This window comes from Streptomyces spiralis (assembly GCF_014654675.1).
Classification (GTDB): Bacteria; Actinomycetota; Actinomycetes; order Streptomycetales; family Streptomycetaceae; genus Streptomyces; species Streptomyces spiralis.
Genome location: NZ_BNBC01000001.1, coordinates 1 through 26,088, shown reverse-complemented (window position 1 = coordinate 26,088; position 26,088 = coordinate 1). Strand labels below are relative to the sequence as shown.

At 73.1% G+C, this 26,088-nt stretch carries 26 protein-coding genes and 1 pseudogene; 19 read left to right on the top strand and 8 right to left on the bottom strand.

Annotated elements, in window-relative coordinates; genetic code table 11:
• The coding region (locus IE318_RS44635; RefSeq protein ID WP_229903257.1) for an oligopeptide/dipeptide ABC transporter ATP-binding protein at positions 1-591 on the top strand (591 nt) is incomplete at its 5' end.
• A gap of 176 nt (positions 592-767) precedes the next feature.
• On the opposite strand, the gene IE318_RS00130 is transcribed toward IE318_RS44635, so the two are convergent.
• Complete coding sequence (locus IE318_RS00130; RefSeq protein WP_189895467.1) at positions 768-2,909, bottom strand: S9 family peptidase; 2,142 nt, start codon at positions 2,907-2,909, stop codon at positions 768-770.
• A gap of 258 nt (positions 2,910-3,167) precedes the next feature.
• Between IE318_RS00130 and IE318_RS00125 the strand changes: the two genes are divergently transcribed.
• From IE318_RS00125 to IE318_RS00090, 8 genes are all read left to right on the top strand, one after another.
• On the top strand, positions 3,168-3,362 hold the full coding sequence (locus IE318_RS00125) for a hypothetical protein (RefSeq protein WP_003992731.1): 195 nt from the start codon (positions 3,168-3,170) through the stop codon (positions 3,360-3,362).
• A 141-nt stretch (positions 3,363-3,503) separates the two neighbouring features.
• Positions 3,504-4,421, top strand: a complete 918-nt coding sequence (gene mshB / locus IE318_RS00120; RefSeq protein WP_189895466.1) for an N-acetyl-1-D-myo-inositol-2-amino-2-deoxy-alpha-D-glucopyranoside deacetylase — start codon at positions 3,504-3,506, stop codon at positions 4,419-4,421.
• Complete coding sequence (locus tag IE318_RS00115) at positions 4,418-4,828, top strand: DUF6113 family protein (RefSeq protein WP_030176322.1); 411 nt, start codon at positions 4,418-4,420, stop codon at positions 4,826-4,828. The genes mshB and IE318_RS00115 overlap by 4 nt, the downstream gene beginning before the upstream one ends.
• Before the next feature lie 178 nt (positions 4,829-5,006).
• Positions 5,007-7,382: a hypothetical protein gene (locus IE318_RS00110; protein WP_189895465.1), complete on the top strand. Its 2,376-nt coding sequence runs from the start codon at positions 5,007-5,009 to the stop codon at positions 7,380-7,382.
• A gap of 157 nt (positions 7,383-7,539) precedes the next feature.
• A complete protein-coding gene (locus IE318_RS00105) occupies positions 7,540-8,469 on the top strand; it encodes an ABC transporter ATP-binding protein (RefSeq protein WP_189895464.1) in 930 nt (309 codons plus the stop codon).
• Complete coding sequence (locus IE318_RS00100) at positions 8,466-9,206, top strand: ABC transporter permease (protein ID WP_189895463.1); 741 nt, start codon at positions 8,466-8,468, stop codon at positions 9,204-9,206. The genes IE318_RS00105 and IE318_RS00100 overlap by 4 nt, the downstream gene beginning before the upstream one ends.
• Before the next feature lie 5 nt (positions 9,207-9,211).
• Positions 9,212-10,399, top strand: coding sequence for a sensor histidine kinase (locus IE318_RS00095; protein ID WP_189895756.1), 1,188 nt, complete (start codon positions 9,212-9,214; stop codon positions 10,397-10,399).
• Entirely contained in the window at positions 10,396-11,010 is a 615-nt protein-coding gene (locus IE318_RS00090; protein ID WP_030176310.1) for a response regulator transcription factor, read from the top strand. Before IE318_RS00095 ends, IE318_RS00090 begins: the two co-directional genes overlap by 4 nt.
• Before the next feature lie 108 nt (positions 11,011-11,118).
• Here the strand turns inward: IE318_RS00090 and IE318_RS00085 are convergent, their stop codons facing one another.
• Together IE318_RS00085 and IE318_RS00080 are read right to left on the bottom strand one after the other, a co-directional pair.
• Positions 11,119-11,979, bottom strand: coding sequence for a transglutaminase family protein (locus tag IE318_RS00085; protein ID WP_189895462.1), 861 nt, complete (start codon positions 11,977-11,979; stop codon positions 11,119-11,121).
• A gap of 57 nt (positions 11,980-12,036) precedes the next feature.
• On the bottom strand, positions 12,037-13,053 hold the full coding sequence (locus IE318_RS00080; protein WP_189895461.1) for a GNAT family N-acetyltransferase: 1,017 nt from the start codon (positions 13,051-13,053) through the stop codon (positions 12,037-12,039).
• Between the two features lie 140 nt (positions 13,054-13,193).
• Here IE318_RS00080 and fdxA point away from each other — a divergent pair, with 140 nt between their 5' ends.
• Together fdxA and IE318_RS00070 are read left to right on the top strand one after the other, a co-directional pair.
• Complete coding sequence (gene fdxA, locus IE318_RS00075; protein ID WP_030176303.1) at positions 13,194-13,514, top strand: ferredoxin; 321 nt, start codon at positions 13,194-13,196, stop codon at positions 13,512-13,514.
• Between the two features lie 135 nt (positions 13,515-13,649).
• Positions 13,650-14,789, top strand: coding sequence for a bifunctional succinyldiaminopimelate transaminase/glutamate-prephenate aminotransferase (locus tag IE318_RS00070; RefSeq protein WP_189895460.1), 1,140 nt, complete (start codon positions 13,650-13,652; stop codon positions 14,787-14,789).
• A 128-nt stretch (positions 14,790-14,917) separates the two neighbouring features.
• Here IE318_RS00070 and IE318_RS00065 read toward each other — a convergent pair whose 3' ends face one another.
• Positions 14,918-15,334 (bottom strand): hypothetical protein, encoded by a 417-nt coding sequence (locus IE318_RS00065; RefSeq protein WP_030176298.1) that lies wholly within the window; start codon positions 15,332-15,334, stop codon positions 14,918-14,920.
• A gap of 427 nt (positions 15,335-15,761) precedes the next feature.
• The gene (locus tag IE318_RS00060) at positions 15,762-16,769 is read right to left on the bottom strand and encodes a heavy metal transporter (protein WP_189895459.1); all 1,008 of its coding nucleotides are present in this window, start codon (positions 16,767-16,769) and stop codon (positions 15,762-15,764) included.
• Between the two features lie 94 nt (positions 16,770-16,863).
• On the opposite strand from IE318_RS00060, the gene dapE reads away from it, so the two are divergent.
• Together dapE and IE318_RS00050 are read left to right on the top strand one after the other, a co-directional pair.
• Positions 16,864-17,943, top strand: a complete 1,080-nt coding sequence (gene dapE, locus IE318_RS00055; RefSeq protein ID WP_030176294.1) for a succinyl-diaminopimelate desuccinylase — start codon at positions 16,864-16,866, stop codon at positions 17,941-17,943.
• Positions 17,944-18,115: 172 nt separating this feature from the next.
• Positions 18,116-18,874 (top strand): LOG family protein, encoded by a 759-nt coding sequence (locus IE318_RS00050; RefSeq protein ID WP_189895458.1) that lies wholly within the window; start codon positions 18,116-18,118, stop codon positions 18,872-18,874.
• A 185-nt stretch (positions 18,875-19,059) separates the two neighbouring features.
• On the opposite strand, the gene folP is transcribed toward IE318_RS00050, so the two are convergent.
• On the bottom strand, positions 19,060-19,920 hold the full coding sequence (folP, locus tag IE318_RS00045; protein ID WP_189895457.1) for a dihydropteroate synthase: 861 nt from the start codon (positions 19,918-19,920) through the stop codon (positions 19,060-19,062).
• A 134-nt stretch (positions 19,921-20,054) separates the two neighbouring features.
• Between folP and IE318_RS00040 the strand changes: the two genes are divergently transcribed.
• Positions 20,055-20,411: a DivIVA domain-containing protein gene (locus tag IE318_RS00040; RefSeq protein ID WP_030176285.1), complete on the top strand. Its 357-nt coding sequence runs from the start codon at positions 20,055-20,057 to the stop codon at positions 20,409-20,411.
• Positions 20,412-20,497: 86 nt separating this feature from the next.
• Positions 20,498-21,085 carry a DNA-3-methyladenine glycosylase I gene (locus IE318_RS00035; protein ID WP_030176282.1) on the top strand — a complete coding sequence of 196 codons (588 nt, stop codon included), beginning with the start codon at positions 20,498-20,500 and terminating at the stop codon, positions 21,083-21,085.
• Positions 21,086-21,116: 31 nt separating this feature from the next.
• On the opposite strand, the gene chcB is transcribed toward IE318_RS00035, so the two are convergent.
• Positions 21,117-21,920, bottom strand: a complete 804-nt coding sequence (gene chcB, locus IE318_RS00030) for a 2-cyclohexenylcarbonyl CoA isomerase (RefSeq protein WP_189895456.1) — start codon at positions 21,918-21,920, stop codon at positions 21,117-21,119.
• 387 nt (positions 21,921-22,307) lie between these two features.
• Here chcB and IE318_RS00025 point away from each other — a divergent pair, with 387 nt between their 5' ends.
• A complete protein-coding gene (locus tag IE318_RS00025; RefSeq protein WP_003966491.1) occupies positions 22,308-22,475 on the top strand; it encodes a DUF3117 domain-containing protein in 168 nt (55 codons plus the stop codon).
• A gap of 128 nt (positions 22,476-22,603) precedes the next feature.
• On the opposite strand, the gene IE318_RS00020 is transcribed toward IE318_RS00025, so the two are convergent.
• Positions 22,604-23,299 (bottom strand): O-methyltransferase, encoded by a 696-nt coding sequence (locus IE318_RS00020; RefSeq protein ID WP_078917259.1) that lies wholly within the window; start codon positions 23,297-23,299, stop codon positions 22,604-22,606.
• Positions 23,300-23,475: 176 nt separating this feature from the next.
• On the opposite strand from IE318_RS00020, the gene sigE reads away from it, so the two are divergent.
• The 3 genes and pseudogenes from sigE to IE318_RS00005 form a co-directional block, all read left to right on the top strand.
• Positions 23,476-24,261 (top strand): RNA polymerase sigma factor SigE, encoded by a 786-nt coding sequence (sigE, locus tag IE318_RS00015; RefSeq protein ID WP_229903256.1) that lies wholly within the window; start codon positions 23,476-23,478, stop codon positions 24,259-24,261.
• Positions 24,258-25,265, top strand: coding sequence for an anti-sigma factor family protein (locus IE318_RS00010; protein WP_189895454.1), 1,008 nt, complete (start codon positions 24,258-24,260; stop codon positions 25,263-25,265). The genes sigE and IE318_RS00010 overlap by 4 nt, the downstream gene beginning before the upstream one ends.
• A gap of 351 nt (positions 25,266-25,616) precedes the next feature.
• Positions 25,617-26,088: pseudogene (locus IE318_RS00005) on the top strand (protease); the annotation flags it as partial.

Below are 26,088 nucleotides of genomic sequence, written 5' to 3'. Positions count from 1 at the left end.
CTCAACCCGGAGTACATCAACCGCTACCCGCACCAGTTCTCCGGCGGCCAGCGCCAGCGCATCGGCATCGCCCGCGGACTGGCGCTGCGCCCGGAGATCATCGTCGCGGACGAGCCGGTGTCGGCGCTCGACGTGTCGGTCCAGGCCCAGGTGATCAACCTGCTGGAGCGCCTCCAGCGCGACTTCGACCTGAGCTACGTCTTCATCGCGCACGACCTGTCGATCGTCCGGCACATCTCCGACCGGGTGGGGGTCATGTACCTGGGCCGGATCGTCGAGACGGGCACGGAGGAGCAGATCTACGACCACGCCACCCACCCCTACACCCAGGCGCTGCTGTCCGCCGTGCCCGTGCCCGACCCGGAGGCGCGCGAGCGCCGCCGGCGGATCATCCTCGCCGGTGACGTGCCGTCCCCGGCCGCCATCCCCTCCGGCTGCCGGTTCCGCACCCGCTGCTTCAAGGCGCGCGAGCGCTGCGCGCTGGAGGTGCCCGCGCTCGCGGTCCCCGAGCAGTTCCTGCACACCACCGGCCCGGCCGCCCACGACTCGGCCTGTCTCTTCGCGAGCACGGAGCCGCTGAAGCCGCTGTAGGAGCGCCAAGTCCGTTAACGAACAGGCAACTTCGCGGAAGCAGCACCGATATACGGACACCCGATGATGGACAGCGTACGGCCGTGCGGGTGCCGTGAACGGGCCGGTCCCGCCCTGTCTGTGGAGTCAGGGCGGGACCGGTCCGTTGCCGTGGCGCAGGGTCTGCTGCCGTATGGCTAGGCCATGCCCAGCGAGCGCTTGAGGAAGTCCACCTGGAGCAGCAGCAGGTTCTCGGCGACCTGTTCCTGCGGAGTCATGTGGGTGACCCCGGACAGCGGCAGGACCTCGTGCGGGCGGCCGGCGGCGAGCAGGGCGGAGGACAGCCGCAGGGCGTGCGCGACCACCACGTTGTCGTCGGCGAGGCCGTGCACGATCATCAGCGGGCGGTGCGGCTCGGCGGCCGCGGACAGTCCCTCGTCGGTGACGAGGGAGTTCCTGGCGTACGTCTCCGCCTCGGCGGCCGGGTCGCCCAGGTACCGCTCGGTGTAGTGGGTGTCGTAGAGACGCCAGTCGGTGACCGGGGCGCCCGCGACGCCCGCGTGGAAGACGTCCGGGCGGCGCAGCACGGCAAGGGCGGCGAGGTACCCGCCGTAGGACCAGCCGCGGATCGCCACCCTGTTCAGGTCGAGCGGGTGGGTCTTGGCGAGGTCGTGCAGGGCCTCGATCTGGTCGTCCAGGGTGAGCGTGAAGTCGTGGTGGACGGCCTTCTCCCAGGCGGGGGAGCGGCCGGGGGTGCCGCGGCCGTCGGCGACGACCACCGCGAAGCCCTGGTCGGCGAACCACTGGGAGGTGAGGTACGCGTTGTGCGCGGCGACCACACGGGGGCCGTGCGGGCCGCCGTAGGGGTCGAGGAGGACGGGCAGGGGAGTGGGGGCGGACGCCGAGGTGGAGGTGTCACCGGGGTAGTCCGTAGGCATAAGCACGGCGCACGGGATGCGGCGTGCGCCCCCCTGGGTGAGCGTCACGCGCGGGGACAAACCGGGATCTTCGGCACGGGAGGCGATGAGCGCCGTCTGCTCGCCGTCCCGGAACACCCGCACCCGGGCGCCCGGCCGGTCGAGCGCGGCGGAGACGAGGACGGTCACGCCCGCGGCGCGCACGGCGGAGTGCACGCCCGCTTCCTTGGTCACGCGCTCCATGCCCAGCTCGTTGACGCGGTAGACGTGCACCTCGCCGGTCTCCGGGTCGGCTGCCTCCTCGCCGGCCGAGGCGGAGACCAGCACGTCGCCGTCCGAGACGTCGAGGACCGCACGGATGTGCAACTGCGGTCCGGTGAGCGGCCGTTCGCCCACCGCCAGCACCCGCGCGCCGCCCTCGTCCGCGATCCGCACGAGCTGCCCGGAGGGGGTCCAGCAGGGCACCCCGGGGAAAAGATCAAGCCAAGTTGGATCTTCGTCGGCGTGCACCATCCGGGTCGACCCCGAGGCCGGGTCCACGGCCAGGTACAACTGGCTGCGCTGGTCCCGCGCCTGCACCAGGAGCAGCGGCGCACCCGCCTCCGACCAGTGCACACGTGCCAGATACGGGTAGCGGTCCCGGTCCCAGACGACCTCCGTGCGCGTCCCGTCCAGCCCGATCACGAACAGCCGTACGTCCGCGTTCGCGGTGCCGGCGGCCGGGTAGCGGACGTGGGCGGGCTCGCGGTCCGGCTGTGCGGGGTCGGAGATCCACCAGCGTCGCACCGGCGTGTCGTCCACCCGTGCCACCAGCAGCCGGTCCGACTCAGGCGCCCACCAGAAGCCCCGCGAGCGGTCCATCTCCTCGGCCGCGACGAACTCGGCGAGCCCGTACGTCACCGACTCCGACTCCGGCTCGGCGAGCGGCCGGTCGCCCTCGCCCTCGGCGCCCACCACCCGCAGGGCGCCGCCCGCGACGTAGGCGACATGCCGCCCGTCGGGGGAGGGGCGCGGGTCGATCACCGGCCCGGGGACGCGCAGTTCGCGGGCGGTACCGGCCCTCAGCTCGGCCGTGAAAAGCCGCCCTGACAAGGCGAAAGACGCCAACTCGACGGCACTGTCGGTGGCGTAGCCGACGATCCCCGCACCGCCTTCGCGGCTGCGCTCACGGCGCGCCCGCTCCTCGGGTGAGAGGTGTTCGCCGGCGCCGCCCAGGAGGGCGCGTGGGTCCGCGGCCACGCGCTCCCCGCGGTCGCCCAGGTCGAGGACCCACAGCGAATTCGCCCGGTCCGTACCGGAGTCGGAGCGCAGGAACACGACGCGGGAGGCGTCGGGAGCCACGGTGAACGCGCGCGGCGCGCCGAGCGTGAAACGCTGGGTGCGCGCGTGCCGTCGGGGGAAGGAGACAGGCTCGGTCGTCATGCCCCGACCATATTGGCCATGCGCCCCCTTGTGCGGCTGTGCGCGGGACGGTGCGCGCGTGCGGATAGTTATGATCACTAGCGCATAGTGGGTATGTAAGTGCTGCCCGTTGTGTGGATTTATCTGTTTTCCCGGTTCGTGCGGTCCGTCCAGCCCGTCCGTGTCCGACCGCACGACCGCACGACCGTCCGTCCGACCGAGACCCTGACCCCCGACCCCCCGACACCCGCGTCCTGGGATCTTTGGAGGTGAGCCGCCGTGGCACTCTCGATTTCGGCGGTGGTGCTGCTGGCGATCATCGTCTTCTTGCTGATCAAGAAGTCCGGCCTGAAGGCCGGCCACGCGATCGTGTGCATGCTTCTGGGCTTCTACCTCGCCTCCTCCACGGTCGCCCCCACGATCAGCGAACTCACCACGAACATCGCGGGGATGATCGGCAGCATCAAGTTCTGAGCACGCGACCCAGGCGGCCCCCCTCGGGGCTGCGGGCGCGGCAGTCGCCCCGACCGTCCTCGGGCAGGGGGCGGGGGAGTCGGTGGACGCTCCCGGGCGCCGGGATACGGGGAGGGGGGTGCCGCCTCGTAGGGTGGGGGCATGACGGAACTGCCCGCTCGGCGTCTGTTGCTGGTGCACGCGCATCCCGACGACGAGTCGATCAACAACGGCGCGACCATGGCCCGGTACGCGGCCGAGGGTGCCCAGGTGACCCTGGTGACCTGCACGCTCGGTGAGCGGGGCGAGGTCATCCCGCCCGGGCTGCGGCACCTCACCGGGGCCGCGCTCGGCGCGCACCGGCACCAGGAGCTCACCGCGGCGACGAGGGAACTGGGCGTCACGGACGTCCGGCTGCTCGGCGGCGCCGGGCGGTACCGGGACTCCGGGATGATGGGCCTGCCCGACAACGAGGACCCCGACTGCCTCTGGCAGGCCGACCTCGACGAGGCCGCCGGGCACCTCGTCGCCGTGATCCGCGAGGTGCGCCCGCAGGTCCTCGTGACGTACGACGACAACGGCGGGTACGGCCACCCCGACCACATCCAGGCCCACCGCATCGCCATGCGCGCCGCGGACCTGGCCGCCGACCCCGCCGTACGGCCCGACCTGGGCGAGCCCTGGCGGATCGCCCGGGTGTACTGGAACCGGGTGCCGCGCTCCGTCGCCGAGGCCGCCTTCGCACAGCTCCAGGACGACCTGGCCGGGCTGCCCTTCGCCAAGTCCGCCGCCATCGAGGACGTACCGGGTGTCGTCGCCGACGAGCGGATCACCGCACGGGTCGACGGCACCGCCCACGCCGCCGCCAAGGCCGCCGCGATGCGCGCCCACGCCACCCAGATCGAGGTGGCCGAGCCCTGCTTCGCGCTCTCCAACGAGCTGGCCCAGCCCCTGTTCACCACCGAGTACTACGAACTGGTGCGCGGAGAGGGCGTCGCGGGCGTTGCGGGCGTTGCGGGCGTCCACAGTGATCTGTTCGCCGGGATCGCAGGGTTCGGCGGGACCGAGGAGGCGTCATGAGTCCCGCCGGACGGGAGCCCGCGCAGGGCTCCATGCTGGCGCAGCCCCTCAAGCCGCCGTCCGCCGGGCGGGCCGCGGCCTATCTGGGGCTGTTCGTGCTCGGCGCGGTCGTCGGCCTGGCCGGGGCGCTGGTGCAGGCCGCGTGGTTCCCCGGCGGGCTGCTGCTCGCCCTCGCGGGCTCCGCCGGGCTCTTCCTGGGCGGGGCGCGGGCCACCGGCGGCCGGGGCGGGGCCGTGGCGGGCGCGGTCGGCTGGATGGTCGCGGTCGTGCTGCTCACCGCCAGCCGCCCAGAGGGGGACTTCCTCTTCGCCGCGGGCGGCGGCTCCTATCTCTTCCTGCTCGGCGGCATGGCAGTTGCTGTGATCTGCGCCACTCTGGGTCGTGGGCGGCAACCGGACGGTCCGTGACGTCCGACTTGGCGAATGACGTACCGCTTCTTCCCACCGCCGCCGTGCGGGTCCGGTGTGGGTTTCCCCGGCGGTCCCGGGATGCGGGCCCGACGTGGCCAGTATGGTGGTGCGCGCCGCCGAGCCGCCCGCACAGTCAGGTCGTAACGGGCGGCGGAGCCAACCGGGAGAACCTGCCTTGAGTCGTGAAACTGACACTCCGTCCTCCGGGCCCAACGGGCGCGGCGGAGCCGCCTACCCCTCGGGAACCCCGCCGTACGGCATCCCGGCGGTGTCCGACGACGGCGCGGGCGCGGGCCGTTCGGCCGCGCAGCCCGAGGAACGCAAGACCGAGACCACACTGACGACCCGGATCCGGATCAACATCCCCGGATCCCGGCCGATTCCGCCGGTGGTCGTGCGCAAGACCGTCAACGAGGCCGAGGCGGAAGGCCAGGGGGCCGAGGGCTCCGGCGCTGCTCAGGCGTCCCAGGGGGCCAAGCGGTCCCAGGGTGCCCAGGGGTCCGACGGGGCCAAGGTGCCCCTGCCGACCAGGGGCTCCGCCCGGGCCGAGGGAACGGGCCAGGGCGTCGGTAGTGACGCGCGGACGCCGTCGGGTGCCGCGGAGGCCTCCGGCGACGCCGAGGGCGCCGCCGCGGCCGAGGAGAAGGCGACCAGCGACTGGTTCGCGCCCCGCAAGTCGCAGGGTAAGAAGGCCGGCCAGGGCGGCGGCGCCACCAACGGCGCCGGGCTGCCCGGCGGTTCGGGCGCGCCCGCGAACGGGTCCGGGACGGGCCCCGGCACATCCGGCACGGGACCGTCCGGCTCGGGCGCTCCGGGCGCTCCGGGCGGTTCACGTCCGGCGGCCGGCGGCCGGCCCGGTGGTGTGGTCGGCTCCATGAGCGTGCCCGGCGGCTCCGCGCGCGCCGGTTCCTCCGGCGGCGGGCTCCCCGGGGCCACCGGCGGCCCCGTCGCCCCCGGCCACGGCGGCGGCACCGGCTCCTTCGACGTGACCGAGGCGCTGGCCGCGGGTGCGCGCTCCGGCGGCTCCCGGCCCGGCGGCAGCGGCGAGCCGAGCCGCGACGACCTGCCGTTCTTCTCGGAGAGCGGCCGGAACGGCCAGAGCGATCGGGACGGTCAGAGCGGCCACAACGGCCCGAACGTGCCCGGTGGCCTCAGCGGCTTCAACGGGGCGGGCGTTCCCGGCGGTCCCGGCCTGCCCGGCGGAGCGCAGGGGCCCGCGGGCCCGACCGGCGGTCCGGTGACCGGCGACGGCCTGCTCCTGCCGCCCACCGGCGGCGCACCCGCGCCCCCCTCCGGCCCGGCCGGTCCGTCCGGCGCCCCCGGTGCGCACACCGCACGTCCCGGCGGCGGCCTGAGCGACGACACCGCGATCCTCACCCCGCAGCAGCCCGCCCCCGAGCCGGGCACCCCGGACTACGCGGGCCGTCCGGACAACGTCTCCGGACACACCGTCACCAGCGGCATCCCCGTGGTGCCGGCCGGGACCGACTCGCCGTTCCCGTCGGGCCCCGGTGGTCAGGCGGCGTCGTCGTACCCGCTCCCGAAGCCGCCGGAGCCGGGCCGGCGGGGCCCCGCCGCGTCCGCCAAGTCCACCAAGGCGCCCAAGAAGAAGGGCCGCAGCAAGGTGGCGCTGCTCGGCGGCGTCGTGGTCGTCGTCGCCGGTCTCGCCTACGGCGCCGGGCTGCTGATGAACCACTCCGACGTGCCCAAGGGCACCACCGTGCTCGGCGTCGACATCGGCGGCGGCACCCGCGACGACGCGGTCAAGAAGCTCGACGACGCCTTCGGCAAGCAGGTGAACCAGCCGCTGAAGCTGTCGGTCGACGGCAAGACCATCACCCTCAAGCCCGACCAGGCCGGTCTTCAGTTCGACACCCAGGCCACGGCCAGCGCGGCGGCGAAGAGCGACTACAACCCCGTCTCCGTGATCGGCTCCCTGTTCGGCAACCACCGGGTGGTCGAGCCGCAGATGCCCGTCGACGAGGAGAAGCTCCAGGCCGCCCTGGAGGACGCCGCCGGCGGCGCAGGTTCGTCGGCCGACGGCACCATCAAGTTCGAGCCGGGCAAGGCCGTCGCCGTGTACGGCAGGACGGGCAAGGGCATCGACGCCGCCCGCTCCACCCAGGCGGTCGAACAGGCCTACCGCACCCAGGTGGAGACGGGCACGACCGCACCGGTCCAGGTGCCCACCACCACCCGGAAGCCGACGGTCTCCGACGCCGAGGTCGACCGGATGATGAAGGCGTTCGCCAAGCCGGCGATGTCGGCCAAGGTGACGGTCATGACCGACCCGACGCACTCGGTGCTGTTCAGCCCGCAGAAGTCGCTGTGGAAGTTCCTGGGCGTCAAGGCGGTCGACGGCAAGCTCGTGGAGTACTACGACAAGGCCGCGCTCAAGCAGCTGTACGGCCGTGCCTTCGACGGAGTGCTGATCACCAGGGGCACCGGCAAGAAGACGCCCGTGACCGTCGAGGACGTGATCGGCGCTCTCCGCCCCGCCCTGACGAGCACCACCAACCGGGTCGGCGTCATCGACACCACCCCCAACTAGGCACCGCCAGTGGTGAGGGGGCGCCGGGTGCGGTACGCACCGGGCGCCCCCTCACCGCGTCACCCCGCTGTCATGCCGTGCGTATGACATCTGTCATCCCGCAGTCAGGATCCGCGACACTGCCCCGTGCCCCGGCCTCCCGGCCAGGATGGGGGCCATGACGATGACAGCGGAGACCGCCACCGCGACCGCGGTGGTGGCGTTCGACCAGGTGACCAAGAGCTACGGCGACGTACGGGCCGTGGACGGGCTGACCCTCGCCCTGCACCCCGGGGAGACCGTGGCGCTGCTGGGGCCGAACGGGGCCGGCAAGTCGACCACCCTCGACCTGCTGCTCGGCCTCAAGCACGCCGACAGCGGTTCGGTCGCCGTCTTCGGCACCAGTCCCCGCGAGGCGATCGTCGCCGGGCGGGTGGGCGCCATGCTCCAGAGCGGCGGGCTGATGGAGGAGGTCACCGTCGCCGAGCTGGTGCGGCTCGCCTGCGACCTGCACCCCAAGCGGTTCAAGGTCGAGGACGTGCTGACCCGCGCCGGCATCGGCCAGATCGCCGACCGCAAGGTCAACAAGCTGTCCGGCGGCCAGGCCCAGCGCGTCCGCTTCGCCCTGGCCACCGCCGGTGACAGCGACCTGATCGTCCTGGACGAGCCGACCACCGGCATGGACGTCTCCGCCCGTCAGGCCTTCTGGGCCACCATGCGCGAGCAGGCCGACCAGGGCCGTACGGTCCTGTTCGCCACCCACTACCTGGAAGAGGCCGACGCCATCGCCGACCGGGTGCTGGTGCTGCACCGGGGCCGGCTGCTGGCCGACGGCACCGCCGCGGAGATCAAGGCGAAGGCCGGCGCCCGCAGCGTCCGGTTCGACCTGGAGGGCGCCATCGACGAGGCCGCCCTGCACGGCCTGCCCTTCCTGACCTCGATCGACGTGTCCGGCCAGACCGTGCGCATCCAGTCCTCCGACGCCGACGCGACCGTCCACGCCCTGTACGGGCTCGGCGTCTACCCCCGCAATCTCGAAGTCGCCGGGCTCGGTCTTGAGCAGGCGTTCGTCGCCATCACCGAGGCCGAGGAGGCCAAGCAGTCGTGAACAGCCTGATCAAGCTGGAACTCGCCCGCGCCCTGCGCAACCGCAAGTTCCTGTTCTTCTCCGTGCTCTACCCCTCGATCCTGTTCCTGATCATCGCCGGCAAGGCCGACAGCACCACCAAGGTCGACGGCAGCGGCCTGACGATCCCGACGTACATGATGGTCTCCATGGCCTCCTTCGGCGCCCTGACCGCCGTGCTCATGGGCAACAGCGAGCGCATCGCCAAGGAGCGGGAGAGCGGCTGGGTACGCCAGCTCCGGCTGACCTCCCTGCCCGGCCGCGGCTACGTCCTGGCCAAGACCGCCAGCGCCGCCGTGGTCAGCCTGCCGTCCATCGTGGTCGTCTTCGCGGTCGCCGCCACCGTCAAGCACGTCCGCCTCGAAGCCTGGCAGTGGCTCGCCCTGACCGGCTCGATCTGGGCCGGCAGCCTCGTCTTCGCCGCCCTCGGCGTCGCCATCGGATACCTCGCCACCGGTGACGCGGTCCGCCCGATCACCATGATCGTCTACTTCGGCCTGTCCATGCTCGGCGGCCTGTGGATGCCGGCCACCACCTTCCCGCAGTGGCTCCAGGACATCGCCAAGTGGCTGCCGACGCACGCGTACGCTGCATTGGGGCAGGCCATCGAACAGAGCCAGGCCCCGCACAGCAAGGACATCGCCATCCTGGTCGTCTTCTTCGCCCTGTTCGCGGGCGGCGCGGCCTGGCTGTACCGGAAGGACACGCTGAAGGCGTGAGCATCATGACCCAGGACCGGCCACGGGAGTGGGACGAGAACACTTGGGGCATCGGCCGGCCGCCCCGCGGCCGGCGGGAGCTGCTGCGCAAGCTGATCTGGATCGGCGTCTGGCTGGTCTTCCTGAGCGCGCCGGTGCACGACCTGGCCGCCGGTGACCACACGCCCTCCGGCACGGCGGCCGGCTGGCTGGGCCTGGCGACCTTCGTCGGGGCCTACATGGCGCTGGTCTTCCGGAACATGGGACGGCCGTTCGCCCGGGCCGTGGTCGTCGCGCTCATCTGCTTCCTCGCCGTCCTGGCGGTGGTGCTGTGTCTCACGCTCGGCGGCGCATGGCTCGGCCTGTTCTGCTACGTCTCCGTCGCCTGCGGGGCGACCCTCCCGATCCGGGTGGCCTACTGCGCGATCCCGGCGACGGCCACCGTGATGGTGCTGGTGGGTGTGCACACGGACGTGGAGCAGACGAAGAACCTGGTCCTGCTGGTCCTGCTCATCGGCTTCGCGATGTCCGGCGTGGGCCAGCTGGTGCGCACCACCGTCGAGCTGCGCCAGGCCCGCGCCACCGTCGCCCACCTCGCCGCCAACGAGGAGCGCCTGCGCCTCGCCCGCGACCTGCACGATCTGCTCGGCCACTCGCTCTCCCTGATCACGCTGAAGAGCGAGCTGGCCGGCCGGATGCTGCCCGGCCGGCCGGACCAGGCCGCCCAGCAGGTCGCCGACATCGAGCAGGTCAGCCGGCAGGCCCTCGTCGACGTCCGCGAGGCCGTCACCGGCTACCGCCGCCCCCGCCTGGCCGCCGAGCTCGCCGGCGCGCGGGTCGCGCTGACCGCGGCCGGGGTGAGCGCGGAGCTGCCCGCCGAACCCGACCTGACCGCCGTTCCCGAGGAGAGCGAGTCCGCGCTCGCCTGGGCGCTGCGCGAGGCGGTCACCAACGTCGTACGCCACAGCGGCGCCCGGCGCTGCGCGGTGGAGGTCGTACGCCGTCAGACCCTCGACGGCCCGACGCTGGAACTGTCCGTCGAGGACGACGGCTCGGGCGGCTCCGGCGAAGGCCCCGGCAACGGTCTGACGGGCCTGACCGAGCGCCTCGAGAAGGCCGGCGGCGTCCTGGAGGCGGGCCGCGTCAAGCGCGGCTTCCGGCTCGTCGCCCGCGTCCCGGCCGGTGCCGCGGTGGACGTAGGATCCCGGGCATGAGCAGTACGATCAAGGTCCTTCTCGCCGAGGACCAGTCCATGGTCCGCGAGGCCCTGGCCGCTCTCCTCGGCCTCGAGGAGGACATCGAGGTCGTCGCCCAGGTGGCCCGCGGGGACGAGGTCGTGGCCGCCGCGCACGCCCACGGCATCGACGTGGCCCTGCTCGACATCGAGATGCCCGGCTGCACCGGCATCGAGGCCGCCGCGCGGCTCCACAAGGAGCTGCCCGCGGTCAAGCTGGTCGTCCTCACCACCTTCGGCCGCCCCGGCTATCTGCGCAGCGCCATGGAGGCGGGCGCGGACGCGTTCCTGGTCAAGGACGCCCCCGCCGCCCAGCTCGCCGAGGCGGTGCGCAAGGTGCTGGCCGGCGAGCGGGTCATCGACCCCACGCTCGCCGCCGCGGCCCTGGCCGAGGGCGCCAACCCGCTGACCGACCGCGAACGGGAGGTCCTGCGCGCCGCCGCCGACGGTTCCACCAACGCCGAACTGGCCAAGGCCCTCCACCTCTCCCAGGGCACGGTCCGCAACTACCTCTCCACCGCCATCCAGAAGCTGGCGGCCCGCAACAGAACAGAAGCGGTCCGCATAGCGAGAGAGAAGGGCTGGCTCTGACCTGGCTGAGGGCAGTCGTGCTTCCCCCAGTGCTCAACGCCTGGGAGGTACCCCCAGGCGGCACGGGCGGGCGCAGCGGCACCCGCCGAGCGTGGGCAAGCGCACCCCTCAGTTCAACATCGCCCGAGCCGCCCGAGCCTGCCCCCGCACCCTCTCCGCCGCGGCCTCATCTACCGCCCCGACCACCTCCGCGTACGCCTCCAGCTCCTGCGCCCCGCTCACGAAGTCCCCCCGCTGCACCAGCAACTGCGCGCGCTCGTACCGCAGCCGCGCCGGATGCGACGGCAGCAGCAGCGACAGCTCCACGGCCCACAGCGCCACATCCGACCGTTCGGGCCGCGCAGCGGCCCAGGCCCGGATGTTGTTCAGGATCCGCAGCACGACGTCCAGCGAATCCGCCGGAGCCAGCATCGAGGGATGCAGCGGCGCCCCCGTGGCCCCGACGACCAGCAGCTCCGCGTCCGCCCCGGTGAGCACCCTGCCCCCGTCGAACGGATCGGCGAGCACCTGTTCCTCCGCCGCGCCGAACCCCACCACGAAGTGACCGGGCAGCGCGACCCCGTACACCGGCGCCCCGGCCCGCCGCGCGACCTCCATCCACACCACCGACAGCAGGATGGGCAGCCCGCGCCGCCGCCGCAGCACCTCGTGCAGCAGCGAGGACTCCAGGTGCTGGTAGTCGGCGGCCGAGCCGTGGAACCCGTACCGCCCGCCGAGCAGATCGGACACCGCCTGCGCCCACGCACGGGGGCCGCCCGGCCGGTACGGCAGCTGCCCGGCCAGCTCGTCCAGTTCCATCTGTGCCGCGTCCAGGCCGGCCTCGTCCAGGGTTCCGTCGGCGGTCGCGCCCACCAGGAGGCACAGCACCGACAGGTCCGGCCGCTCGGCCCGCGCCTCCTCGGCGAACCGCCGGCGCAGCTCGGCGGCCCGTTCGGGCGGCGGGGGACAGGAGGGACGTATGGCTGGCATGGCAGGCTCTTGCCCTTTCACGGCGGCGTCACGCGGATGGACGTCACGCGATGGACGTCAAGCGGATGTCGGCGGCTCCGTCGCGGGCTCCCGGTAGTGGTGGTAGGCGTGGTGTGCCGCGAAGCCGCTGCCGGCGTACAGGGCGCGCGCTCCCGCGTTGTCGGTCTCCACCTGAAGGCACGCGGCCGACGCCCCCTCCGCGAGGGCCTGCCTGGCGAGCGCGGCCATGACGTCGGTGGCCAGGCCCTGCCGCCGCCGCGCCGGATCCACCTCCACGGCGGCGAAGGACGCCCACCGCCCGTCGACGACACACCGCCCGATCGCGGCGGGTGCCTCCCCGGCCGCGCCGGGTACCGTCGCGAACCACACCGAGGGCCCGCTGCCCAGGACCTTCAGGGCCACCTCGCTCACCCCCTTGCGCTGGTAGCGCGCAAGCCATGCCTCGTCGGCCGTGCGGGACAGCACGACCCCGGAGCCCTCGGCCCGGTCGGCGACCGGCGCGAGCGCCCCGATCCACAGCTCGGCGGTCACCTCGCGCACCCAGCCGCGCCGCTCCAGCTCCGCGCACAGCAGTTCCTGCGTGCCCTCGGCTCCGGTGGCGGTCTGGACGTACGCGGGCAGGCCGCGCTCGCCATACCAGCGTCGTACGGCGGCCAGCGCCTCGTCGAGCGGAAGGCCGGGATCGCCGAGCGGCAGCACCGAATTGGCCCGCCGCGTGAACCCGCCGGCCGCCCGCAGCTCCCACTCGCCGAGCCGCTCGCTCTCCACCGGCCGCCAGGCCCGCGCGGTCACCCCCGCCAGCTCCGCGTACGTCGCCGCCGGCCCCCGGCGCCGGGCCGGAGCGGCCGGGACGACCTTCCCGGCGACCAGCGAGGATTCCGCGATCCGGACGGTCTCGCCGCCCTTCCGTGTGATCAGCAGCACACCGTCGTCCCATGATGTGAGAACACCCACCGTGTCGGTGAACTTCTCACCCGTTCCCCCAGGTTCGCTCGAGCGCCGTACCGAGACCCGTTTGCCCACGTCAGCAGCCGTGATTCGGACTTCGAAGCGTCCTGTCGACGAGATTTCCACAGGTCAGTTCACCCCTCCTGTTCGGATCATGCCCCGGAACGGAGATACTAGGTGCGGGCATCGACGACGCCGCGCTCCCGCGCGCCAGGCGGCGGAGCCTGTGGAGGCCCGCCAGCGCCCTATCGAGGAGGAACGACAGCGTGACCTACGTCATCGCGCAGCCTTGTGTCGACGTCAAGGACAAGGCGTGCATCGAGGAGTGCCCGGTCGACTGCATCTACGAGGGCCAGCGGTCCTTGTACATCCACCCGGACGAATGCGTCGACTGTGGTGCCTGTGAGCCGGTCTGCCCGGTCGAGGCGATCTTCTACGAGGACGACGTGCCGGAGGAGTGGAAGGACTACTACAAGGCGAACGTCGAGTTCTTCGACGAGCTCGGCTCTCCCGGCGGCGCCAGCAAGCTGGGGCTGATCGAGCGCGACCACCCCGTCGTCGCCGCGCTGCCGCCGCAGGGCGAGTAACCCTCAAGCGGCCCGCACACCGCGCCGCCTCGGTCCCGTACGGCCTGATCGCCTCCGGCGCTTCGGACTGCCGTACGGGACCGAGGCGTTCGCCGTACCGGGCGCATGCCACAGAAGAAAGTGAGCCTGATCCCCGTGTCCGCAGTCTCCGACCGCCCTCCCGTCTCCCACCACCGCCCTTCCAAGGAGTCGCTTCGCGACCGCCTTCCGGTCTTTCCCTGGGACAAGCTGGAGCCGTACAAGAAGACGGCCGCAGCGCACCCGGACGGCATCGTCGACCTGTCGGTCGGCACCCCGGTCGACCCGGTCCCCGAGCTGATCCAGAAGGCGCTGATCGCGGCCGCCGACTCGCCGGGCTACCCGACGGTCTGGGGCACGCCCGAGCTGCGCGACGCGATCAGCGGCTGGGTCGAGCGCCGCCTCGGCGCACGCGGGATCACCCACCGCCACGTCCTGCCGATCGTCGGCTCCAAGGAACTGGTCGCGTGGCTGCCCACGCAGCTCGGTCTCGGCCCCGGCGACAAGGTCGCCTTCCCGCGCCTGGCCTACCCGACCTACGAGGTCGGCGCCCGTCTGGCCCGCGCGGACCACGAGGCCTACGACGACCCGACCGACCTGGACCCGGCGAACCTCAGGCTCCTGTGGCTGAACTCGCCGTCCAACCCCACGGGCAAGGTCCTGGGCAAGGAGGAGCTGACGCGGATCGTCGCCTGGGCCCGCGAGCACGGCGTCCTGCTCTTCTCCGACGAGTGCTACCTGGAGCTGGGCTGGGAGGCCGACCCGGTCTCGGTCCTGCACCCCGACGTCAACGGCGGCTCCTACGAGGGCATCGTCGCGGTCCACTCCCTCTCCAAGCGCTCCAACCTCGCCGGCTACCGCGCCGCCTTCCTCGCCGGTGACCCGGCGGTCCTCGGCCCGCTGCTGGAGATCCGCAAGCACGGCGGCATGATGACCTCGGCGCCGACCCAGGCCGCGGTCGTGGCGGCCCTGGGCGACGACGCCCACGTCCGCGAGCAGCGCGAGCGCTACGCCGCCCGGCGCGCCGCCCTCCGCCAGGCCCTGCTCTCCCACGGCTTCCGCATCGAGCACAGCGAGGCCAGCCTCTACCTGTGGGCCACGAGGGACGAGTCCTGCTGGGACACGGTCTCCCACCTGGCCGAACGAGGCATCCTGGTCGCCCCCGGCGACTTCTACGGCCCGGCGGGCGACAAGTTCGTCCGCGTGGCCCTCACCGCCACGGACGAGCGAGTGGCGGCGGCGGTGGCCCGCCTGTAACCGGCGGCCGACAACTCGGGGGACCGGTCGAGCAACGCCGGCCCCCAGCGGCAGAAGCCGATGCGCCCACGCAGAGCGACGGGGCCCAGGAGACTCCCTGGACCCCGTCGAGCCGTACAAGCGGCGCGTCAGCCGAGCGGCAGACCGGAAACCGGCAGCCCCTGCACCGGCCCCCCACCCTTCGTAGCCGTCTTCGTCGCGTCACCGAGCAGACCACCCGCGGCCCCCGCCGCGTCGCCCGCCGCCTTCTGCGCCACCGGCGTCGCCTTCTTCACGAGCTTGCCGCCGGTCTTGCCCGCGGCCGGCACCGCCTGCTGGACCGCCTTGCTGCCGGTGTCGCCCGCGACCCCGGTGACGTGCTGGGCCGCACCGTCCAAGGTCTTGCCGACGTTCGCCCCGTCCAGGGCGGTCATGCCGCCGAGGTTCGGAGTGGCCGGCAGCGCGGGGGCGGCGCCGGCGGAGCCGGCCGCACCGACCCCGGCAGCCGCTCCCGCAGCGACGAGCAGCGCGGCACGGGCGATCCGGCGGGTCAGGGGGAGGGACATGTTGCTCCTTCGACGGATGAGAACTCTGAACTGTCCTGAGTAGCCCGGCGGTTGAGGTCGGTCGACGGCCGTGGAGGCCGCCGTCCGGCCGGGCTCGGACGCAGTGACTACCGCTCGAAGGGCACGAAGGTTGCGGCGGCCCGATGTAAAGAATTGGCAATGCGTCGCATTATCGGTTGTGGCGGAAACCGGATAAAGAGGCCGGAAAAGGGGGCCTGACCGTACCGTCTGCTGAATCCTTACGTCGCAGCGCCCCCAAGGGCCCCGCAGACCACAGGAGTGACGGCACGAAAACCTGCGCACCCCGCCGGTCCGGCCTGCGTCGCATAGCCCTGACGAGTGAAGATCCGTACTTCCGTGCTAGGTCCTGTCGTCAAACTTCCGTCGCCCGCCCTTCGGACGGGCGACGGAAGTTTGACGACCGGACCTAGCGCGCGGTCGTGATGCGCACGGCCTCCGAGCCCTGCCCGGCGGCGCCCTCGGCGTTCTTCGCGTCCGTCGTGCGCCAGGCGCCGTCGGTGACCCCGGCGCTCCACTCCCGTCCGGCGTACGACACCCGTTCGATGTGCAGCGCCGACGCGTTGGCCACCGCCCAGTGCGCCAGCTGCCAGCCGCGCTGCAACGCGCTGCGTCCGCCGCCGACGGCTCCCGTGCCCGTGCCGTCGCGCACCGGCAGCGTCACGGTCCGGTCGTCCTCGCCCGACGCCCCGCCGGACGAGGGCGAGGGCGTCGGCTTCGGCGAGGAGCCGCCGCTGTCGCCCACCTCGGCGCCGGCCTCCTGCAGCACCTCCCGCCCGAAGTCCCGGACGAGGGCGGCCCGTACCGCGTCCGGGCCGGAGGCGCGGGTGGCGCCCGGGCGGCCCTGGCAGGTCAGCGTGGCCGCGGCGCGCCCGGTGAACGCGGCGGCGAGCAGGGTGGCGTCCGGCTCGTGCTTGGCGTACGCCTGCGGGAAGCCGCTGCGCTGCACCCGCTGCGCGGCCACGGTGAGCGGCAGCCGCGTGTAGCCGGGGACCTTGGCCAGGTGCTCGTAGAACACGCCCGCCGCGTACGTCGGCTCCATGATCTGCTTCGGCGTGCCCCAGCCCTGCGAGGGCCGCTGCTGGAACAGCCCCAGGGAGTCCCGGTCGCCGTGCTCGATGTTGCGCAGGCCCGACTCCTGAAGGGCGGTCGCCAGCGCGATCGTCACCGCCCGCTCGGGCATGCCGCGCCCGGTGCCGACGGCCGCGATCGTCGCGGCGTTCACCGCCTGCTCCGGGGTGAACTCGTAGCTGGCGCCGTCGTCGTCGGCGGAGACGACCTTGCAGCCCGGTCCTCCCCTGCCGCCGGTGAGGTACTGCACCGCGAGGTACCCCGCGACCGCGAGCAGGACCACCAGGGCCGCCCCGATCCTGAGGAGGCGGCCGCGGCGCTTCGAAGTGGGGGACGGCTCTGGCACGCGTACAAGGTACTGGAGATGGGTGGTGCCACTGAGGCGGGTGGGGACAAGACGCGGCCGCGTTCGGGCCGTTCGGCGGGTTAGGGTCGACGCCATGGCCGATACCCCGCTTGACCTCACGCTGGACGCCGCGCGGCTGACCGCGCAGCTTGTCGACTTCCCCTCGGAGAGCGGCACGGAGAAGCCGCTGGCCGACGCGATCGAGACCGCTCTGCGCGCCCTGCCGCACCTGACGGTCGACCGCCTCGGCAACAACGTCGTCGCCCGGACGGACCTCGGCCGGTCCCAGCGTGTCGTCCTGGCCGGCCACATCGACACCGTCCCGATCGCCGGCAACGTGCCCTCCCGGCTGGACGAGAACGGGGTGCTCTGGGGCTGCGGCACCTGCGACATGAAGTCCGGCGTGGCCGTCCAGCTGCGCATCGCGGCCACGGTCCCCGCCCCCAACCGCGACCTGACCTTCGTCTTCTACGACAACGAGGAGGTCGCCGCGGAACTGAACGGCCTGGGACACGTGGCCGCGGCGCACCCGGAGTGGCTGGAAGGCGACTTCGCGGTCCTGCTGGAGCCCTCCGACGGCGAGGTCGAGGGCGGCTGCCAGGGCACGCTGCGTGTGCTGCTGAGGACCGGCGGCGAGCGGGCCCACTCGGCGCGCGGCTGGATGGGCTCCAACGCCATCCACGCGGCGGCCCCGATCCTCGCCCGCCTCGCGTCGTACGAACCCCGCTACCCGGTCATCGACGGCCTGGAGTACCGCGAGGGCCTCAACGCGGTCGGCATCTCCGGCGGGGTGGCGGGCAATGTCATCCCCGACGAGTGCGTCGTCACCGTCAACTTCCGCTACGCCCCCGACCGTACGGAGGAGGAGGCGATCGCCCACGTCCGCGAGGTCTTCGCGGACTGCGGGGTGGAGGAGTTCGTGATCGACGACCACAGCCCCGGCGCCCTGCCCGGCCTGAGCCACCCGGCTGCCGCGGCGTTCGTCGAGGCGGTCGGCGGCACCCCCAAGCCCAAGTACGGCTGGACGGACGTCTCCCGCTTCTCGGCGGTCGGGGTGCCAGCCGTCAACTACGGCCCCGGGAACCCCCTGCTCGCGCACAAGCGGGACGAGCGGGTGGAGACGGCGAAGATCCTGGCCGGCGAGGAGCGACTGCGAGCCTGGCTGACCGCCTGACCGCCTGACCGCCTGACCGCCACCGGGAGCCCTCCCGCGGGTCTTCACGGCGGACATGCCGAGGTCCCCCGCCCGTAACCCGCGTAGATCTACGCTGAGGTGGAACATCCTCTCCCCGAGGTCCCGGTCCCGGCCGGGATCCGGGGGAGGCCCGAACGCGGAGGGAGTGCACATGCCTACAGGCAACCCCGAGGGCAAGAAGCGGCCACCGGAGGAGCAGCGCCTGGGACCGGTCCTCCGGCGGCGGGCGCAGGTCCAGGCCAGCACCACCGACCAGCGACTGCTGGACGAGCGCGCCCCCAGCGACTGGGTGCACACCGACCCCTGGCGGGTGCTGCGCATCCAGTCGGAGTTCATCGAGGGCTTCGGCACGCTGGCCGAACTGCCACCCGCCATCAGCGTGTTCGGCTCGGCCCGTACGCCGGTGGACTCGGCCGAGTACGAGGCCGGGGTGCGGCTGGGGCGCGGCCTGGTCGATGCGGGCTTCGCGGTGATCACCGGCGGTGGCCCGGGCGCCATGGAGGCCGCGAACAGGGGCGCCTGCGAGGCCGGCGGCACCTCGGTGGGCCTGGGCATCGAGCTCCCCTTCGAGCAGGGTCTGAACCCCTACGTCGACATCGGCCTCAACTTCCGCTACTTCTTCGTCCGCAAGATGATGTTCGTGAAGTACGCACAGGGGTTCGTGGTCCTCCCCGGCGGTCTCGGCACCCTCGACGAGCTGTTCGAGGCCCTCACCCTGGTCCAGACCCAGAAGGTCACCCGCTTCCCGATCGTCCTCTTCGGCACCGCCTACTGGGGCGGCCTGGTCGACTGGCTGAAGGACACCCTGATCGCCGAGGGCAAGGCCGCGGAAGCGGACCTGAGCCTCTTCCACGTGACGGACGACGTGGACGAGGCGGTCGCCCTGATGTCGAAGGAGGCGGGCAGGTAGGGGGCCCGCAGGGCCCAGGGGCGCGAGGCTGTGTCAATGTGCGGCTCCGCCGCGTGGGCGCGCCCAGCCCCCACCCACCCGCACCCGAAAGAACCCGAAAACGCACCCCCTGGGGGTCTGGGGGCAAAGCCCCCAGGGTCGGGAAACAGGGTCGGGAAGGGCAGGGGCGGCGGGGGCGAAAACCCCTACGCCAGCCCCCGCCGGGCCACGGCGGGCACCCGATGCCCCGCGATGGACGCCACCATCTCCAGCACCTGCCGAGTCTCGGCAACCTCGTGCACCCGGTACACCTGCGCCCCCAGCCACGCAGAAACAGCCGTAGTGGCCAACGTCCCCAGCACCCGCTCCTTCACCGGCTTGTCCAGCGTCTCCCCCACGAAGTCCTTGTTGGACAAGGACACCAGCACCGGCCACCCGGTCGCGACCATCTCGTCCAGCCGCCGCGTCGCCTCCAGACTGTGCCGCGTGTTCTTCCCGAAGTCGTGCCCGGGATCGATCAGCACCGACTCCCGGGGCACGCCGAGCGCCACCGCCCGCTCGGCCAGCCCCACGGTCACCTTCAGGATGTCGGCCATGACGTCGTCGTACGTCACCCGGTGCGGCCGGGTCCGCGGCTCGGCGCCGCCCGCGTGGGTGCACACCAGCCCCACCTTGTACCGCGCCGCGACCTCGGCGAGCCGCGGGTCCACACCACCCCACGCGTCGTTGAGCAGATCCGCCCCGGCCTCGCAGACCGCCTCGCCGACCTCGGCGCGCCAGGTGTCGACGCTGATCACCACGTCCGGGAACCGCCGCCGCACCTCGGCCACGAAGCCGACCGTGCGCCGTGCCTCCTCCTCGGCGGTGACCTCCTCGCCGGGGCCGGCCTTCACCCCGCCGATGTCGACGATCGCGGCACCTTCGGCGACCGCCTGCTCCACACGCGCGAGGGCCGGCTCGTCACGGAACGTCGCCCCCTGGTCGTAGAAGGAGTCCGGGGTCCGGTTGACGATCGCCATGATCACCGGCTCGTGCGTGTCGAATTCACGCCTGCCCAGCCTGAGCATCCCCTGTGACCTCTCCTCGTGCGTTCCGATACGTTCCGGCCTTCGGCCGCCTGCGACCCTAACTGTCAGCGTCGCATGGCACGATCGGACCTTGACACATACGACAGACTCCGGACTCCGTGGGGACCCCAGCGATGGTTATGTTCTTGTTCCTGGTCGTCGCGCTCGCGGTCGTGGTCGCCGCGGTGACACTCGCGGTGGTGGGCGGCGGTGAGGGCACCGGTCCGCTGCCCGAGGCCGCTCCCGAGCGGTTGCACGACCCGCTGCCGCCGGACCGCCGGGTGGGGCGCGCCGACGTGGAGTGCCTCCGCTTCCCGCTCGCCGTGCGCGGCTACCGCATGACGGACGTGGACGACGCGCTCAGCCGGCTGGGCGCGGAGCTGGCCGAGCGCGACGCCCGGATCGCCGACCTGGAGTCCGCGCTGGCCGGCGCCCAGGCCGCCGCGGCCCATGTCCGCATGGCCAAGCCCGATCCGGAGGACCAGCAGTGACGGAGAGCACGGTGACGGAGCGTACGGTGACCGACGACCCTGCGACGGACGAGCTGGTGACCGGCGACGCGGTGACCGGCGACACGGTGACGGCCGGTGCCGCGCTGGCCGGACCGGACGGCGCCCTGCGCTGCCCGTGGGCGCTGTCGGCGGCGGAGTACGTGACGTACCACGACGAGGAGTGGGGCCGCGCGGTCCACGGCGACGACGCCCTCTACGAGCGCCTCAGCCTGGAGGCCTTCCAGTCGGGCCTGTCGTGGATCACCATCCTGCGCCGCCGGCCCGGCTTCCGCGCCGCCTTCGCCGACTTCAGGATCGCCGAGGTGGCGCAGTTCACCGACGCCGACCGCGAGCGCCTGCTCGCCGACGCGGGCATCATCCGCAACCGCGCCAAGATCGACGCGACCCTCGCCAACGCGCGCGTGCTCGCCGAGTGGTCCCCGGGCGAGCTGGACGCCTTCATCTGGTCGTACGCCCCCGACCCGGCCGGCCGTACGGCCCCCAGGACGCTCTCCGACGTCCCGGCGGTCACCCCGGAGTCCACGGCCCTGTCCAAGGCCCTGAAGAAGCGCGGACTGCGCTTCGTCGGCCCGACGACGGCGTACGCCCTGATGCAGGCGTGCGGTCTGGTGGACGACCACCTCGCGGACTGCGTCGCCCGCCGCCGCCCGTGACCCCGGGAGCGGCGGCGGGCCGGGTCCGCGATCAGCGGCCCAGGTACTTCGGCTTCTCCTTGTTCACGAAGGCCTGGACGGCGATGGCGTGGTCCTCGGACCGCCCCGCCAGCGTCTGGAGCTCGTCCTCCTTCTCCAGCGTCTCCTCCAGGGAGTGCGTCAGGCCGTGGGCCACGGACTCCTTGAGCGCGGCGTACGCCAGCGTCGGGCCCTCGGCCAGCGCCCGCGCCACCTTCTCGGCCTCGGTGCGCAGCTCGGCCGCCGCCACGACCCGGTTGGCGATCCCCAGCTCGTGGGCCTCCTGGGCGGAGATGCTGCGCGGGAAGAGCAGCAGGTCCATGGCGCGGCTCGGCCCGACGACCCGCGGCAGGGTCCAGGAGACCCCGGAGTCGGCGGTCAGGGCCACACCCGCGAACGAGGTGTTGAAGGCCGCCGTGTCCGCCACGATCCGGTAGTCGGCGGCGAGCGCGAAGCCGAAGCCGGCCCCCGCGGCGACGCCGTTCACGGCCGCGACCACCGGCTTCCGGGCGCCCGCCAGCGCCCGCACGATCGGGTTGTAGTGCTCCCGGACGGTGCTCATCGTCTGCCCCGACCCGGCCTCGCGGTCGGCGGCCAGCAGCCCGATGTGCTCCTTGAGGTCCTGGCCCACACAGAACGCCCTGTCCCCGGCCGCGGTCAGCAGCACGGCCCGTACGGCGTCGTCGGCCGCCGCGGACCGGACCGCGTCCCGCAGGGCGGCCTTCGTCGCGACGTTCAGCGCGTTCATCGCCTCCGGGCGGTTCAGCGTGATCGTCGCGAGCCCGTCGCTCACCTCGTAGAGCACGGTGTCGGCCATGGGACATCCCCTCCGGTGTCGCGGCTGTCGACGTACCGTTCGGTACGTCCTGTCCGAAGGACAGCATGACGGAGATCACCGCTCCGAGCGCGGAGCCGACGTGTGACCTGCGTCAAACAATTTCCCCGGGGCGGTCGCCGGGGGACGTCCGTGCGGGCGCGCAGTATCGCAGCCACATCGCCGAATTGAGTGGTTTTGCTCGCGCGCGTTGCCCAAGCGATGCCTACCGATGTTGGTCATCGGGTCCTGAGATGCGGGATAATGGCCGGGAAGCAATGTGTTCGATGCCGGTGTCGCGTGTCCTGGGCCGTTGTGGACGGATCGCGCCTGCCCTTCGGTGGGCCGTCGGCTTTGACGATGAGCTGGGTTTCAGGAAGGGGAACGAGCATGGCGGCCATGAAGCCGCGGACGGGTGATGGCCCGCTCGAGGTGACCAAGGAGGGGCGGGGCATCGTCATGCGCGTTCCGCTCGAAGGCGGCGGTCGACTCGTCGTCGAGCTGACCCCTGACGAGGCCGACGCGCTCGGCGACGCCCTCAAGAAGGTCGTCGGCTGACGCGCAAGCGACCACACACTTTTCAGCTGCCCCGGCATCCCACGCGGTGCCGGGGCGGCTTTTTTGCGGGCCCGGGGCGGGTCACGACCGCCCGGGGCGGGCGGGAGCCGTTCGGCAGGCCGAGCGGGTCAGCGTTTGACGGCGCACAGGAGTCCGTCGCCCACCGGGAGCAGGGACGGCAGCAGGTCGGGGCTCTCGCGGACCGTGCGCAGGAGCTCCCGCAGCCGCAGGACCTCCGCCGGCTGCGGTGCGGAGTCCACCGTCCGCCCGTGTGCGAAGACGCCCTCGAAGACGACGAGGCCGCCCGGGCGCAGCAGGCGCAACGATTCAGCTAGGTAGTCCGGGAACTCCTGCCGGTCGCCGTCGCAGAACACCAGGTCGTATCCGGCGTCCGCGAGCCGGGGCAGGACGTCCAGGGCACGGCCGGGGATGAACCGGGCCCGGTTGCTGGCGAAGCCGGCGGCACGGAAGGCCTGGCGGGCGGACTGCTGGTGCTCCGGCTCGGTGTCGACCGTGGTCAGCACCCCGTCCGGGCGCATGCCGTTCAGCAGGTGGATGCCGGAGACGCCGGTACCGGTGCCGATCTCCGCGACCGCCTTGGCGTCCACGGTGGCGGCGAGCAACCGCAGCGCCGCGCCCGCGCCGGGCGACACCGAGCGCAGGCCTGCCTCACGGGCCCGGTCACGGGCCCAGCGCAGCGCGTCGTCCTCGGCGACATAGGCGTCGGCGAACGCCCAGTCCGTCTGCCGGTTGCCGGTAATGACCCTCTCCTGTCCCGTGGTTGCCTGGGCGTGACTGTATCCGTTGGGGGCGGGAACCCGCAGATGAGCCCGGTCGTTTGAAGGGGTGAGGAAGTGCCGCGGGGCGTGACCGGGGGTGCGACGGGGGATATGGGATGGATCAGGACGAAGAGCAAGTGCTGACGCAGCCGGATGAGCCGTGGCAGCGCGTGTCAATTTCTCGTAAAACCGCTTATCCGGAGCTAACGGGCGAGGTGGCTATGGTAGGGGCTCCACTGGACACCACCAGAGCCGACAGGGGAGGTGCGGCCGCGCCTGCGGATCGGGGAGGAGTGCTACGGCGCTTTCTCGGATCGGCGGGCAGGCCGAAATCCGTGACCGACACCGCTGCTGACCCGAGCCGCGCCGACGGCATCGCTCCGACCGCGGCCTTCTCCACCGACGCGGACGGGCAGGCGTGGACTCCGCCCACCTGGGAGGAGATCGTCAGCACGCACAGCGGCCGCGTCTACCGCCTGGCCTACCGCCTCACCGGCAACCAGCACGACGCCGAGGACCTCACCCAGGAGGTCTTCGTCCGCGTCTTCCGCTCCCTGTCGACCTACACGCCTGGCACCTTCGAGGGCTGGCTCCACCGCATCACCACCAACCTGTTCCTGGACATGGTCCGCCGCAAGCAGCGCATCCGCTTCGACGCGCTCGGCGAGGACGCGGCCGAGCGGCTGGCCAGCAAGGAGCCCACCCCGCAGCAGCTCTTCAACGACGCGCACTTCGACGCGGACGTCCAGCAGGCGCTGGACACCCTCGCGCCGGAGTTCCGCGCCGCGGTCGTCCTGTGCGACATCGAGGGTCTGTCCTACGAGGAGATCGCCGCGACCCTCGGCGTCAAGCTCGGAACGGTTCGCTCGCGTATCCACCGAGGCCGCTCCCAGCTGCGCAAGGCCCTCGCCCACCGCTCGCCCGAGGCGCGGGCCGAGGCCCGCGCCGAGCGCCGCGCCTTCATGCCCCGGGTTGCCGCGCTGGGAGGAGGGGGCGCGACCGCGTGAGTGGATCACGAACCGACCCCGCCGCGAGCGGCCTCGCGGAACAGCATCTGGGAGACCGACTCTCCGCCCTGGTGGACGGAGAGCTCGGTCATGACACGCGTGAGCGCGTCCTGGCACACGTCGCCACCTGCCCGAAATGCAAGGCGGAGGTCGACGCGCAGCGCCGGCTGAAGAACGTCTTCGCCGAGACGGCCCCGCCTCCGCCCTCCGAGAGCTTCCTGGCCCGCCTCCAGGGCCTGCCCGCGGGAGGCGACGGCGACGGGGGCTCACCGTTGGCCGCCGGAGGGTTCCCCGGCCTGACCGGACGCTCCGGGGGACCCGGGGGGTCGGGTGTGTTCGGTGTGCGGCGCGGCGAGCCGTTCGAGTTCCGCTACGTGCCGGTCGGCCCGCACCCCTCCGCGCTCGACGAGCCGGAGCAGCAGGGCGGCTTCCGGATCCACCCCGTCGGCCGCTCCGACGGCGAGCGCTCGGCCTCTCGGGGCCTGCGGTTCGCGTTCGTCGCCGCCGGGGCGGTGTCGCTGGCCGCCGTGGCCCTGGGCGGTGTGACCACCGGAGCCGCGGGCGATCTGACCGCGGAGGCGCGCGGCGGCTCCGGGGCGGGCACCAATGTGACTCCGGCGCGTACGGGGGGCGGTGGCGCGGTGACGGGTTCCGAGAGCGCGCGACGCCGTCAGTCGTCCGTACCCCTGCTCGCGCAGGCCCAGCGGTCGTCGTCCGGTGCGGCACCGGTGGTGCCCACCTCGCTGTCCGCGCCGCTGCTTCCCGGGGCGCCGACCGCGGCCACCGGACCCGCGCAGAACGCCGCGCGGCCGCCGGTGACGCCCGTGGCCGCCGGTGCGGCGGCCATCTCCCCGCTGATACGTCCGCTCGGCACGCCTCCGCCCATCTCCCTGACCGCATGGTCGCCCGACTCTCAACTCAGGGCACCCGGCCTGCTCGCCGCACCCGTCCCCGGCCCCTCGTCCGCTTCCCCCACCTTCCCCGCGCCGCACCGGGCGAACTGACCGGCGCGGACACCTCTGCGCGGTGGCCCGCGAACCTGGTTGAATCCAGGTGGTCGCGCCCATGACACCGGTCAGGGCGCGGCAGTCGACGAAGCACGGCCACCGCCGACGAGGCGTGCCGCGGGCACCTGTGGGGAGAGCATGAACGAGGGGAAGCCCACGAAGTCCACCCGCCCGAGGTGGTGGACCCGGCCCCGGCCAGTCCCTCCGGCAGGGCCGGAGAGCACGGCAACGGCCGAGGAGCCCGGAGAGCCGACCGGGACCGTGAGCGCGGAGCCGGGCACACCGGTGTCCCGGGGGAGCGGTGCAGACGGGGACTACGAGCTGGAGCGCCCTCACGCGCGCCCGCACGTGGACGGTGCCCGAAACGGGGAGGACGACGAGGGAGACTTCCCCCTCGCCCGGCCCGCCTCGGTGAACCCCGCGGGTGACCAGACCGTCCCCGGACCGGCCGACGCGGTCGACCGTGCGGTGGACGGCGTGGCGGACCGGGCGGTCCACGGTGCGGTGGAGCACGCTGTGGACGGCGCGGTGGAGCACGTCGTGGACGGTGCCGGTGAACGCCCGGCCGCCGCTCCCGGCGCCGCCGTGCCCACCGCCGAACGGCCCACGCCCCTGCACGACCCCGACCCCTACGGCACCCCGCCGTACGGCGAACCGGGCCCCTGGGCCCCGGCCCCGCCGGTGCAGCACCCGGCGGCGACACCCGCACCCGGCCCCACGCAGACCCAGGCACCCACACCGCACACCCCGGCCCCGGGCCCCGGCACCCCGGCCCCGGGCCCCGGCACCCCGGCCCCGGGCCCCGGCACCCCGGCCCCGG

Bases quoted from the DNA above. Each gene is read 5' to 3' on its own strand.
- IE318_RS00065 (WP_030176298.1), bottom strand. From the start codon at position 15,334: ATGTCCCTCCCCCTGACCCGCCGGATCGCCCGTGCCGCGCTGCTCGTC.
- IE318_RS00040 (WP_030176285.1), top strand. From the start codon at position 20,055: ATGGTTATGTTCTTGTTCCTGGTCGTCGCGCTCGCGGTCGTGGTCGCC.
- dapE (WP_030176294.1), top strand. From the start codon at position 16,864: ATGGCCGATACCCCGCTTGACCTCACGCTGGACGCCGCGCGGCTGACC.
- IE318_RS00025 (WP_003966491.1), top strand. From the start codon at position 22,308: ATGGCGGCCATGAAGCCGCGGACGGGTGATGGCCCGCTCGAGGTGACC.
- mshB (WP_189895466.1), top strand. From the start codon at position 3,504: ATGACGGAACTGCCCGCTCGGCGTCTGTTGCTGGTGCACGCGCATCCC.
- IE318_RS00105 (WP_189895464.1), top strand. From the start codon at position 7,540: ATGACGATGACAGCGGAGACCGCCACCGCGACCGCGGTGGTGGCGTTC.
- IE318_RS00115 (WP_030176322.1), top strand. From the start codon at position 4,418: ATGAGTCCCGCCGGACGGGAGCCCGCGCAGGGCTCCATGCTGGCGCAG.
- IE318_RS00130 (WP_189895467.1), bottom strand. From the start codon at position 2,909: ATGACGACCGAGCCTGTCTCCTTCCCCCGACGGCACGCGCGCACCCAG.
- chcB (WP_189895456.1), bottom strand. From the start codon at position 21,920: ATGGCCGACACCGTGCTCTACGAGGTGAGCGACGGGCTCGCGACGATC.
- IE318_RS00085 (WP_189895462.1), bottom strand. From the start codon at position 11,979: ATGCCAGCCATACGTCCCTCCTGTCCCCCGCCGCCCGAACGGGCCGCC.
- sigE (WP_229903256.1), top strand. From the start codon at position 23,476: ATGGTAGGGGCTCCACTGGACACCACCAGAGCCGACAGGGGAGGTGCG.
- IE318_RS00095 (WP_189895756.1), top strand. From the start codon at position 9,212: ATGACCCAGGACCGGCCACGGGAGTGGGACGAGAACACTTGGGGCATC.
- folP (WP_189895457.1), bottom strand. From the start codon at position 19,920: ATGCTCAGGCTGGGCAGGCGTGAATTCGACACGCACGAGCCGGTGATC.
- IE318_RS00050 (WP_189895458.1), top strand. From the start codon at position 18,116: ATGCCTACAGGCAACCCCGAGGGCAAGAAGCGGCCACCGGAGGAGCAG.
- IE318_RS00090 (WP_030176310.1), top strand. From the start codon at position 10,396: ATGAGCAGTACGATCAAGGTCCTTCTCGCCGAGGACCAGTCCATGGTC.